Origin of the sequence: Bradyrhizobium sp. (genome assembly GCF_030646015.1) — a bacterium.
In the GTDB taxonomy this organism is placed as follows: Bacteria; Pseudomonadota; Alphaproteobacteria; order Rhizobiales; family Xanthobacteraceae; genus Bradyrhizobium.
In genome coordinates this window covers 1-11,358 of sequence record NZ_JAUSLT010000151.1, presented here as the reverse complement: position 1 = coordinate 11,358, position 11,358 = coordinate 1, and the positions used below count along the sequence as shown (strand labels likewise).

General features: G+C 64.2%; 13 protein-coding genes. 4 read left to right on the top strand and 9 right to left on the bottom strand.

The annotated features are described in order from the left end of the window. Positions 1 to 2,005: indolepyruvate ferredoxin oxidoreductase family protein (locus Q7T45_RS23085; RefSeq protein ID WP_304873868.1), on the bottom strand; the 2,005-nt coding region annotated here is incomplete at its 3' end. Positions 2,006 to 2,273: 268 nt separating this feature from the next. Further along, positions 2,274 to 2,921, bottom strand: coding sequence for a trimeric intracellular cation channel family protein (locus Q7T45_RS23080; protein ID WP_304873866.1), 648 nt, complete (start codon positions 2,919 to 2,921; stop codon positions 2,274 to 2,276). A 161-nt stretch (positions 2,922 to 3,082) separates the two neighbouring features. On the opposite strand from Q7T45_RS23080, the gene Q7T45_RS23075 reads away from it, so the two are divergent. Next, on the top strand, positions 3,083 to 3,493 hold the full coding sequence (locus Q7T45_RS23075) for a hypothetical protein (protein ID WP_304873864.1): 411 nt from the start codon (positions 3,083 to 3,085) through the stop codon (positions 3,491 to 3,493). A gap of 245 nt (positions 3,494 to 3,738) precedes the next feature. Here Q7T45_RS23075 and Q7T45_RS23070 read toward each other — a convergent pair whose 3' ends face one another. The 3 genes from Q7T45_RS23070 to Q7T45_RS23060 form a co-directional block, all read right to left on the bottom strand. Beyond that, a complete protein-coding gene (locus Q7T45_RS23070) occupies positions 3,739 to 4,554 on the bottom strand; it encodes an oxaloacetate decarboxylase (protein ID WP_304873862.1) in 816 nt (271 codons plus the stop codon). 136 nt (positions 4,555 to 4,690) lie between these two features. Continuing rightward, positions 4,691 to 5,041, bottom strand: coding sequence for an antibiotic biosynthesis monooxygenase (locus Q7T45_RS23065; RefSeq protein WP_304873859.1), 351 nt, complete (start codon positions 5,039 to 5,041; stop codon positions 4,691 to 4,693). A gap of 30 nt (positions 5,042 to 5,071) precedes the next feature. Then, the gene (locus Q7T45_RS23060) at positions 5,072 to 5,380 is read right to left on the bottom strand and encodes an NIPSNAP family protein (RefSeq protein WP_304873856.1); all 309 of its coding nucleotides are present in this window, start codon (positions 5,378 to 5,380) and stop codon (positions 5,072 to 5,074) included. Positions 5,381 to 5,581: 201 nt separating this feature from the next. Here Q7T45_RS23060 and Q7T45_RS23055 point away from each other — a divergent pair, with 201 nt between their 5' ends. Continuing rightward, positions 5,582 to 6,280 carry a helix-turn-helix transcriptional regulator gene (locus Q7T45_RS23055; protein ID WP_304873854.1) on the top strand — a complete coding sequence of 233 codons (699 nt, stop codon included), beginning with the start codon at positions 5,582 to 5,584 and terminating at the stop codon, positions 6,278 to 6,280. 313 nt (positions 6,281 to 6,593) lie between these two features. Next, complete coding sequence (locus Q7T45_RS23050) at positions 6,594 to 6,842, top strand: GCG_CRPN prefix-to-repeats domain-containing protein (protein ID WP_304873852.1); 249 nt, start codon at positions 6,594 to 6,596, stop codon at positions 6,840 to 6,842. Positions 6,843 to 6,980: 138 nt separating this feature from the next. Here the strand turns inward: Q7T45_RS23050 and Q7T45_RS23045 are convergent, their stop codons facing one another. Further along, positions 6,981 to 7,316, bottom strand: a complete 336-nt coding sequence (locus Q7T45_RS23045; protein ID WP_304873851.1) for a twin-arginine translocation signal domain-containing protein — start codon at positions 7,314 to 7,316, stop codon at positions 6,981 to 6,983. Positions 7,317 to 7,575: 259 nt separating this feature from the next. Between Q7T45_RS23045 and Q7T45_RS23040 the strand changes: the two genes are divergently transcribed. Beyond that, positions 7,576 to 8,820 (top strand): glycerophosphodiester phosphodiesterase family protein, encoded by a 1,245-nt coding sequence (locus Q7T45_RS23040; RefSeq protein ID WP_304873849.1) that lies wholly within the window; start codon positions 7,576 to 7,578, stop codon positions 8,818 to 8,820. Between the two features lie 123 nt (positions 8,821 to 8,943). Here Q7T45_RS23040 and Q7T45_RS23035 read toward each other — a convergent pair whose 3' ends face one another. The 3 genes from Q7T45_RS23035 to Q7T45_RS23025 form a co-directional block, all read right to left on the bottom strand. Then, a complete protein-coding gene (locus tag Q7T45_RS23035) occupies positions 8,944 to 9,954 on the bottom strand; it encodes a tripartite tricarboxylate transporter substrate binding protein (RefSeq protein ID WP_304873847.1) in 1,011 nt (336 codons plus the stop codon). Between the two features lie 169 nt (positions 9,955 to 10,123). Next, a complete protein-coding gene (locus Q7T45_RS23030) occupies positions 10,124 to 10,438 on the bottom strand; it encodes a hypothetical protein (protein WP_304873845.1) in 315 nt (104 codons plus the stop codon). A 133-nt stretch (positions 10,439 to 10,571) separates the two neighbouring features. After that, the coding region (locus tag Q7T45_RS23025; RefSeq protein ID WP_304873843.1) for an acyl-CoA carboxylase subunit beta at positions 10,572 to 11,358 on the bottom strand (787 nt) is incomplete at its 5' end.

The following is an 11,358-nucleotide window of genomic DNA, read 5'->3' as shown; positions in this document are numbered from 1 at the left end:
TCGACTGGTTGATGGTGCGCTTGCGACCCAACTCAGTCTCCAGCGGCTCCACCGAGATGCAGTTCGACTGCACCGAGCAATCGCCGCAGCCTTCACAGACTGCGGGATTGATCATGACGCGGCGCGCCGGATCTTCCATGGTGCCGCGCTTGCGGCGGCGGCGTTTTTCGGCGGCGCAGGTCTGCACGAACACGATGGCGGAAGCGCCCTTGACCTGCCGCAGCGTCTTCTGGACGGCGTCGAGGTCGTCGCGGTGCGCGGTTTTGGTTCCGGGCGCGATGTCGGAAGCCGGATACGCCTCGGGATTTTCCGAGACCAGGTAGATGTCGCGGATGCCCTCGGAGTGCAGCTGGAAGGTAATCTGCTGCGGCGACAGGTCGCCGTCGACATGCTGGCCGCCGGTCATCGCGGTCGCGTCGTTGTAGAGGATCTTGTAGGTGATGTTGGCGCCGGAGGCGACCGCCTGGCGGATCGCGAGGCTGCCGGAATGGAAATAGGTGCCGTCGCCGATGTTGGCGAAGACGTGCTGCTCGTCGGTAAAGGGAGCGACGCCGACCCACGGCACGCCCTCGCCGCCCATATGGGTAAATGTTTCGGTGCTGCGGTCCATCCACAGCGCCATGAAGTGACAGCCGATGCCGGCAAAGGCGCGGCTGCCCTCGGGCACCTTGGTCGAAGTGTTGTGCGGACAGCCCGAGCAGAAATACGGCGTACGGGTGATCGGCGATGCCGGCTGCATCTGGCTGGCGAGGCGCCCGTTGAACCAGTCGGCCTTGGCGCGCAGCATGGCTGCGATTTCGGGATTGAGATTGAGGCGCAGCAACCGCTCGGTCAGCGAGCTGGCCAATGAGGCGACTGAGAGTTCCTCGGCAAAGGGAAGGAAGCGCTTGTCGAGCTCGTCCATCTTGCCGACGATGCGCGGGCGGACGTTGTAGTTGAACAGCTCCTGCTTGACCTGGTTCTCGACGATCTCGCGGCGCTCTTCGATGATGAAAATCTCTTCCAGGCCGTGGGCGAATTCGCGCACGCCCTGCGGCTCCAGCGGCCACGGCATGCCGATCTTGTAAAGCCGGAGGCCGATCTTGGCGGCGACTTCGGGGGTGACGCCGAGTTCGCGCAGCGCCTGCCTGATATCCTCGTAGCTCTTGCCCGAGGCCATGATGCCGAACCGCGCGTTCGGCGAATCCATGGTGATGCGGTTGACCTTGTTGGCGCGGGCAAAGGCGATCGCGGCATAGCCCTTGTAATCCTGCAGGCGGCGGTCCTGATCGTAGCGGTCGTCGGGCCAGCGCAAATTGAGCCCGCCCGGCGGCATCTCGAAGTCGGTCGGGATGATGAATTGCTTCAGTTCATCGTTGAGATCGATCTCGGCCGTGGTCTCCACGGTCTCGGTGATCACCTTCATGCCGACCCAGCAGCCCGAGTAGCGCGACATCGCGATACCCAACAGGCCCATCTCGATCATTTCGTGGATGCTGGAGGGATAGAGATAGGGCATCAGCGCCGAGATGAAGGCGTGGTCCGACTGATGCGGCACGGTGGAGGATTTGGCGCCGTGATCATCGCCGGCGAGGCACAGCACGCCGCCGGTCCTGGCCGAGCCCGCGGCATTGCCGTGGCGGAACACGTCGCCGCAGCGGTCGACGCCGGGGCCCTTGCCGTACCAGATGCCGACCACGCCGTCATGCCGGGCGCCCTTCGACAGGTTGAGCTGCTGCGAACCCCAGACCGCGGTGGCCGCAAGGTCCTCGTTGACGCCGGGCTGGAATTTGACGTTGTACTGCTCGAGGTGTTTTCGCGCGGCGAACAGCTGCTGGTCGTAGCCGCCGAGCGGCGACCCCCGGTAGCCCGTGACGAAACCCGCGGTATTGAGGCCGGCGGCGCGGTCGCGACGGATCTGCGCCATCGGCAGCCGGACCAGCGCCTGGATGCCCGTCATGAAGACGTGGCCCGAGCCTTGCGTATATTTCTGGTCCAGACTGATCGGACCCTGATTGATTCCCATTCCACCCTCTTCGAGCCGCCGCGCCGGGGCTTTTTTAGCTAGTCGTTGCTCTAGCTTAGAACCAGTCTATGTCGCTTTCCGCGCCCGGCGCATCACAAATCTCGGCATTGGAGCCCCGCGTCGAAAGATCGCAATTTCGTGCCCGTGCATTGGCCCTGCGTTTGCGGGTTGTGTCGTCGGAAGGCTCTCGCGCGAAACGACGTAACGCCCTCCCCGGGGCGCCGCATGCTTTTGTGCACTGCGTCAGCCATCGGTCGCGCCGACCGGGTTACCGGCGATTCTCGTCAAAGACGAATTTCGGCATTTCCCATTTGTAGCGGATCGCCAGCAAACGAAACGACAGGCCGAGCAGGAAGGTCAGGGCCGTCCACATTTCGGGATTCAGCTTCAGCCCAAACCCGACGGAATAGAACAACCCCGTGATGATGGAAACGCTGGCGTAGAGTTCGGCGCGAAACAACAGCGGCACGTCGTTGCACAGGATGTCGCGCAGCACGCCGCCGGCGCAGCCGGTGATCATCCCCGCCACCACCACGATGATGAGCGACGACGAAGGATCGATCTGCCGCGCGACGTCGCAACCGGCCATGGTGAAAACCACCAGTCCGATCGCATCGAGCACCAGAAACGCCGTGTTCAACCGATGCACCAGGCGGGCGATCAGGATGGTGGCGAACGCCGCCCCCGCGGTCAGCAGCAGAAAGGACGGGTGCTGCACCCAGACCAGCGGGTAGTGCCCGAGCAAGACGTCGCGGATCGTGCCGCCGCCAAGCGCGGTAATGCAGCCCAGCATGCATACGCCGGCCCAGTCCATGCTGCGCTTGCCGGCGGCGAGCGCCGCCGTCATCGCCTCGGCAGCGAGCGCCACGACGAACAGCCCGTACAACACAATATCGGTCGATGGCAGGGCCCACATCGCGAATCTCTTGAGATGAAGATTTCGGGAACTTACGGCCCGGGTTCCATTCTGAACAGGCCGAAACGTGGCTGCGGCTGGCATTCCGAGAAAAGGGGGTGCGGTTCCCGGAACCCACCCTGCTTCCAGAGGTTGTTAGGGGACAACGGAGGAACTAATCCATGGCCATCAATCCGGACGATCCCTATCGCTCCAATCTGACCGACGCCGACATTCGCCGTCAGGCCCGCCTCGACAACGAGTTGCAGGCTGATCCCGAACGCGCGGAGGGTCCTGCCAGCGGAGGCAAGGTTGCGATGCTCGCCATCGCCATCGCGGTGGTGCTGGGCGCGGTTTTCTACGGACTGAACAACTCGACCGTCAATCAGGCCGGCACCACGCCACCGACCTCGACGGCCCAGAACACCGAGCGTACTTCGCCTCCGACAGCCCCCACGGGCATGCGTGACGTGACGCCGCGCTCCAATACCGAACCCGGCACGACGACTGGCGCAGCGCCGGCGCCGCGTCCGCAGGCTCCGGCTCCGGCGCCCGCAGCCAATCCGCCGGCCAGCCCGGCTCCCAGCAAGTAACAGCTGACACCGGCAACCTGAAATCACCGCGCGGCGGGCAAGCAATTGCCCGCCGCGTTTTTGTTTGCGTGAGACTCGCGACGACGACTGTTGCTCTACAAAGACCCGTCATCCCCGGCTTGACCGGGGACCCAGTACGCCGCGGCTTCTCGGCTCCATCACTGACGTCTCTGGATACTGGGTCGCCCGATCATGTCGGGCGATGACGACTGGGATGGTGCGCCGCCTGTTGTTCACGCCTCGCGTCAGCTGAACATCTTGTTCAATTCGCCGCCGGAATAGCCCTTGCCGAGCTCGGTGAACGTGCCCTGCTCCGCCATCTCCGTGGCCGCCCGCATGAAGCCGCCCCAGGCCGCGCGCGCCAGCGCGCCGCCGACGCTGATGCGGCGGATGCCGAGGTCGGCGGCCACCTTCAGCGATGGGCCGGCCGCACCAACCAGGAGATTGACAGGTTTGGGATGCACCGCCTTCACGACCGCCGAAATCTCTTCCGGCGTCGCGATGCCGGGCGCATAGAGGCAATCGGCGCCAGCCTCGGCATAGGCGGTGAGCCGGTCGATCACGAGCTTCAGATCCTTTTGTCCCCGCAGGAACGCCTCACAGCGGCCGGTGAGCAGGACGCCTGACTTGTCGGCATCGATCGCCTTGCGCGCCGCCCTGATGCGCTCGATCGCAAGCGCGGAATCGAACAGCGGCCTGGCGTTGTCGCCGGTAAAATCCTCAATCGAAAGGCCGGCAACGCCGGTCTTGACGGCGCGTGCGACGTTGGCACCGACCTTGTCCGGCTCATGCGCAAAACCGTCCTCGAAATCGGCATTGACGGGAATGTCGACCGCCGCGCAGATCGCGGCAAGGTGATCGCAGACATCGTCGACGGTGACGCGGTTGTCGGCTTTGGCGATGGTCCAGGCAAAGCCGGCACTGGTGGAAGCCAGCGCCTTGAAGCCGAGATGCTGCAGCGCCTTTGCGCTGCCGACATCAAACGGATTGGGAATAATGAAGCAGCCGCCTTCGTGCAACTTCCTGAATGCGGCGCGCTTGTCAGCAGTCGTGACCGGCATGGTCTCTTCCCTTTTTTGATTGATTGCCTGATGCAAGAATATCCGCGCGCCACGAGCGGGGCTAGTGCGCAATATTCGACAGCACGAGCGGTTGACTCACCTCTCCCCGCAAGCGGGGCGAGGTAAAGGGTGCAGGCTAGTGAGCCTCGTGGACGGCGCGGCTGTCCGTTGGCGCCTGGGCGCGATCATCCATCCCGTAGTCGCGGATGACGCCTGCGATGCGCAGCCGGTAGTTCTCGAATATTTTCGCCCGGCCCTTGCCCTGGGTCTTGCGATGTCCCGGCACATTGCGCCATGCGGCGACGGCTTCCTCATCGCGCCAGAACGACAGGGAAAGAATCTTGCCCTTCTCGGTCAGGCTTTCGAACCGCTCGACCGAAATGAAACCGTCGATGGTTTGCAGGGCTGGCCTGAGGTCAGCCGCGAGATCGAAATATTCCTGCCTGTGCTCCGGCTTCGGCCAGACTTCAAAGATCACGGCTATCATGTTGCGCCTCCGTTGCGCATTGGAGATGGCCTACAATGCCACCTTCCGCAAGAAGGTCCGCTCCTCCGCCAGAATAAATTTGTTCTCCTCGGCGAAATTGAAGTTGGCCATGCCTTCGCTATCGGCGCGCAGCCGCGCGCGATAGCCTTTATAGGCGGCGAGGTTTTCGAACGAGATCAGCGCGAAGGCGATGTTGTTGGTGCCCTCATGCGGCATCCAGTATCCCTGCAAGTCACCGCCGCATTTCGGGATGATGGTCAGCCAGTTTTTCGAATACTGCTCGAACATCGCGCGCTTGAACGGATCGAGCTGGTAACGGATGAAGACGGTGATGGCCATTTGAACTCCAATGGTTGACAGCCGTCATTGCGAGCGCAAGCGAAGCAATCCAGCTTGCTTCTAGGAAAGCTGGATTGCTTCGTCGCGGAGCCTGTCATCGGGCGCGCGTTCGCGCGACCCGTTGGCTCCTCGCAATGACGAACTCGGACAGCAATCAAGATATCCCCTTGACGACATCGATGCTTCGTCTAACATCGAACTATGAAAGCAGGCCCCGACATCGCCATGATCGCCGCTCTGGTCGGCGATCCCGCCCGCGCCAACATGCTGACGGCGCTGATGACTGGCCGCGCGCTGACCGCCAGCGAGCTGGCGCACCAGGCCGGCATCACGCCGCAGACCACGAGTTCGCATTTGTCGAAGCTCGAGGTTGGCGGTCTGATCGAGCAGGAAAAGCAGGGCCGCCACCGCTATTACCGCCTCAGCGATCCCGATGTCGCCGGCGTGCTCGAGGGCCTCGCCGGCCTGGCCGCGCGCGCCGGCCATATGCGCCTGCGCACCGGGCCGAAGGATCCGGCGCTGCGCCGCGCGCGGATCTGCTACGATCATCTCGCCGGCGATCTCGGCGTGCAGATGCTGGACAGCCTGCGCAAGCAGCGCCTGCTGCGCCAGAACAAGCAGACGATCGAACTCACCGCCGACGGCGAGCGCTTCATGGCGAAGGCGCTGCAGATCGACGCGGCCGCGCTGGCGCATCCGCGCCGCCCGCTGTGCAAGGCCTGCCTCGACTGGAGCGAGCGGCGCCATCATCTGGCGGGCACGCTGGGGGCTGCGATCATGTCACGCTTCACCGAATTGAACTGGGCGGCGCGCGACGCCGCCCCCGGCAGCCGGGTGGTCAATTTCACCCGTAGCGGCGAGAAGCGTTTTGCCGCGCTGTTCGGTGAGAGTTCGGATTAAGCTGCGTGTGCTGACGCCGTAGCCCGGATGGAGCCAGGGGCCGCGCGAACGCGCGGGCGATGGCGCAATCCGGGACGGAGCGTGACGCAACACCGGCCCCGGATTTCGCAAGGGCTCCATCCGGGCTACGAAGCTGTTCGATACTTTACGAGACCTTTGTTGAACGCCGAAGCCGCTCGCCGCGCGCATTCATTTCGCGTTCAGGTCGCCACATTAAGGTCGCACAAATTTACCGACGTGTTGTATTCGGCAACCTGTCGAATCACCGGGATTCCGGCGCCGCACGATGCGGCTCGCAATGAGGGGAGAAAACATGAAGTATCTGATCGCAGCAGCCCTGCTTGCAACCAGCGTCGCGGGCTTCGCCGCCACCGCCAATGCCGCGCAGGGATGCGGCCCCGGCTTCCACCGCGGCCCCTATGGTGGATGCGTATCCAATCGCGGCGTGGTCGTGGTGCGGCGGCCGCCGGTCGTGGTGTACCGGGCTCCGGTCGTGGTGGTACCGCGCGCCCGCGTCTGCCCCCGTGGCATGGTCTGGTATGCGGGACGCTGCCGTTACTGAGTTCACGAAAGCATCACGGAAAAACTCCGCTCACGCGGAGTTTTTTTGTTGGAGGGCTGCCACAGCTGCCTGACGTGTTCGCGGCAACAGGAGGACGGGATTCGAATCCCGCCCTCCTGCAAACCGGACTAATTGCGCTTACCAGTAACGGCGGCGCCAGATGCGACGGCGGCGGCGCCAGCGGCGACGAAAGCCCCAGTGACGGCGGCGGCGCCAACCGCGACGGCGCCAACCCCAACCTCGCCTGCCCCATCCCCGGCGGCGACCGCGGCCCCAGCGTACCGGTTCGGGCGCTAGACGATCCGCTTCGTCACCGGTGGTGACCGCCGGTTGCGCGTCAGCGTTGCCGGGCGGCGGGTCCTTCGTGATCGGTTGCGGCGCGAGCGGTGCGGCTTCCGCCTCCGCGCCCGCGACCAATGCCGCTGCGCCCGCGGCGAATCCAAAGGCGAGTTTCAGAAAGTGGCGGCGTTCCATGACATCTCCCTCGTCGCGGCACTATGGAGTGATGCGAGGAGATTTTGATCGCGGCCAGATGAATGCTGGCTGAACCGCCCCCGCTTGTCGTCCCTGCGAACGCAGGGACCCATAACCACAGGCGGTCGGGGCCACAACAAGTCATCGAACACTTCCCTTCGTCGATAGATCACGGTCTGGGTCCCTGCGTTCGCAGGGACGACGAGGGAGTGTCACAATGCTATGATATCCGCCTGCGCATCATCAGTGAGAACCGCCCATGCCGACCCGCTTTCGCTCCGCCCTGCTGTCCGCGCTGTTCTGCGTTGCCTTCATCGCCCCCGCCGCGGCACAGCATACGCTGCCGCGCGAGGCGCAGATCGGTCCCCGGCCCTTCTACCTCGTCGACAAGATGAAGGACGGGCCGCTGAAGCAGAAACTTCAGCAGTGCACCGGGCCGTTTCACAAGACCGATTTTTCGATCGGCCATCGCGGCGCGGCGCTGCAATTCCCCGAGCACACCAAAGAGTCCTATTCCGCGGCGGCCCGAATGGGCGCCGGCGTGATCGAATGCGACGTGACCTTTACGAAAGACCGGCAACTGGTGTGCCGGCATTCGCAATGCGACCTGCACACCACGACCAACATCCTGTCGCTGCCCGCGCTGGCGGCAAAATGCACGATGCCGTTCATTCCGGCCGATCCCGCCACCGGACGCAAGGCATCCGCAAAGTGCTGCACCAGCGACATCACGCTGGCCGAATTCAGGACGCTGACGGCCAAGATGGACGGCTTCAATCCAAACGCCACCAATGTGGCCGGATATCAGGACGGCACGCCGCGCTGGCGCACCGATCTCTACAGCCATTCCGGCACGCTGATGACCCACGACGAGAGCATCGCGCTGATCAAAAGCCTCGGCGCCAAATTCACGCCGGAACTGAAGGCGCCCGAAGTCGCGATGCCGTTCGACGGCGACTACACCCAGGAGAAATACGCCTCGCAGATGCTGCGGGCCTACAAGGACGCCGGCATTCCGGCCAGCGACGTGTTGGCCCAGAGCTTTAGCCTTGCCGACATCCTGTATTGGGTGAAGACCGAGCCGGAATTCGCGGCGCAGGCGGTGTATCTCGAAGGCCGCTACGAGACCTCGGGTCTGCACCCCGCGAAGCCCGAGACATGGAAGCCGTCGATGGTGGAGCTGAAGGCGCAGGGCGTCAAAATCCTGGCGCCGCCGATCACCCTGATGCTGGCGTTGAACGACAAGAGCGAGATCGTGCCGTCGGAATATGCCAAAGCGGCGAAGGCCGCCGGCCTCGATCTGATCGGATGGTCGCTGGAGCGCGACGGCCCGCTCGACCGCGGCGGCGGCTTCTATCACAAATCGATCAAGGCCGCGATTGACCGCGACGGCGACACGCTCACCGTGCTCGACGTGCTGGCGCAACAGGTCGGCGTGCGCGGCATGTTTTCGGACTGGCCGGCGACCACGACGTTTTATGCCAGCTGCATGGGGATGAAGTGACGGCGTCGGAGCCGTAGGGTGGGCAAAGGCGCTCTTGCGCCGTGCCCACCATCTTCCATCCCGTCGCGTCATGGTGGGCACGCTTCGCTTTGCCCACCCTACGCATGTTCTACCCGCGTTCGATCACTCCGGCTTGATGCCGGCCTTCTTCACCACGTCGCCCCAGCGCGCGACTTCGGAACTGACGAACTTTGCGAACTCCGGGCCCGCCAGGTTTGGCGTGGCGGAGCCGTTCTTCGCCCAGATGTCCTTGAGGAGATCCGAATCCAGCGCCTTGCGTACTTCGGCCGCCATCTTCGCAACGATCTCCGGCGGCGTGCCCTTTGGCGCGAACAGCGCATACCAGGTCGACACTTCGAAGCCTTTCAGCCCGGCTTCCGCTGATGTCGGGACATCCGGGATCGCGGGCGAGCGCGCCGGCGCTGCAACCGCGAGGCCGCGCAGCGTGCCGGATTGAATCTGGTTGGCGGAGGTGCCGAGCCCGTCGAACATGACGTGGATTTGCCCGGAAACCAGATCCTGCATCGCAGGGCCCGCGCCGCGATACGGCACATGGTTCATCTGCGTACCCGAGAGGATCTGGAACAATTCTCCCGAGAGATGATGCGTGGTGCCGCGGCCGGCCGAGGCGTAATCCACCTTGTTCGGATTAGCCTTCAGATAGGCGATGAACTCGGCCAGCGTTTTGGCCGCGACCTTGGACGGATTGACCGTCACCACCTGCGGCGGGGCCGCGATCAGGACGACCGGGACAAAATCCTTTTCGAGATCGTAGTCGAGCTTGAGATAGATCGCCGGTGCAATGGCATGGTGCGCGGCACCGACGAAGAAGTTGTAGCCGTTGGGCTCGGCCTTGGCCGCCGCGGACGCCCCGACGGTGCCGCCGGCGCCGGCGCGATTGTCGATCAAGAAGCGCTGGTTGAGCTGCTTGTCGAGCTGCGCCGTCAGCGGACGGGCGAACGCATCGGTTCCGCCGCCCGCGGCGAATGGCACGATGAACGTCACCGGCTTGTTAGGCCAGGCTTGTGAAGCCCCCTGCGCCGCGGCCGGTCCGCAAGCCAGCGCCAGGGCCGCAACGGCCGCCAAGGCCAGTGTGAGGTGACGGCTACCAGCTCGCTGCGATTGAAAGCCCATGATGCGTTTCCCTGTGGAAGTTGGTTTTTGCTTGGTTGAATTGGCCGATTAGGCCATTACGCCAGAGGCTTGGCAAGCCGGTTCGCCCGGCCTTTAGTAGGGTGGAACCGGCTCCGGGGTATCATCTGAGGCATGACGGCGCCCGGCCGGTACGATGGCTCAGGAACCCCTACGCCCCAAATTCCTCCGCCAGCACCAGCACCTCGCGGGTGCGGGTGACGCCGGGCCAGCAGCGGTCGAATTCGGCGACCAGCGGCTTCATCGTGTCCGGACCGGTGCCGCGCTCCAGCGCCGCCAGGTCGGGAAATTCATACGTCGCCATATGCAGCGATGGATCGCTGGCGCTCCAGAACCGCCGCGCCCTGGTGATGCCGAACGCTTTGGTCGCGTCGGGAAGATGTTCCTTTTGATACCACTCATCGAACGCGGCGCGCTTGGCGGGATCGGTCACGGTGGCGCGGACGACGAAATAGGCTGTGGGCATGGGTTCCTCCGAATACCTTTTTTCCCGTCATTCCGGGGCATCGCGCAGCGATGAACCCGGAATCCAGAGAATGTGATTCACGAGATTCCGGGTTCGCGTTACGCGCGCCCCGGAATGACGGATAGCAAAGAGATCACAACGGCAAATTATCGTGCTTCTTCATCGGAATCTCGACGTGCTTGTCCCTGAGCATCGCCAGCGCCCGCGCGATCCGCCGCCGCGTCGAATGCGGCATGATGACGTCGTCGATGTAGCCGCGCTCGGCGGCGCTGTACGGGTTCGCGAAGCGCGCTTTGTAGTCGTCCATCAGCTTTTGGCGACGGTCCGCCGGCGTCGGGCTCGAGGCGATGTCCTTGCGGTAGATGATGTTGACCGCGCCTTCGGGACCCATCACGGCCACCTCGGCCGTCGGCCAGGCGAAGTTGAAGTCGATGCCGAGGTGCTTCGAGCCCATGACGTCGTAGGCGCCCCCGTAGGCCTTGCGCGTGATCACGGTGATCTTCGGCACGGTGGCCTCGGTGATCGCGTAGAGCAGCTTGGCGCCGTGACGGATGATGCCGCCCCACTCCTGGGCGGTGCCGGGCAGGAAGCCGGGCACGTCGGTGAAGGTGATCAGCGGAATGTTGAAGGCGTCGCAAGTGCGCACGAAGCGCGCGCCCTTGGCCGATGCGTCGATGTCGAGCACGCCGGCCATCGGGCTGGGCTGGTTGCCCATGATGCCGACCGGGATGCCGTTGAGGTGAGCGAAGCCGACGATGATGTTCTTCGCCCAGTGCTCGTGCACCTCGAAGAAGTCCTCGTCGTCGACGATCCGCTTGACGACCTCGCGCATGTCGTAGGGCTTGTTCGGGCTGTCGGGGACGATCGTGTCGAGCGAGAGGTCCATGCGCTCGGGGTCGTCGGTCGCCTGCACGCGCGGC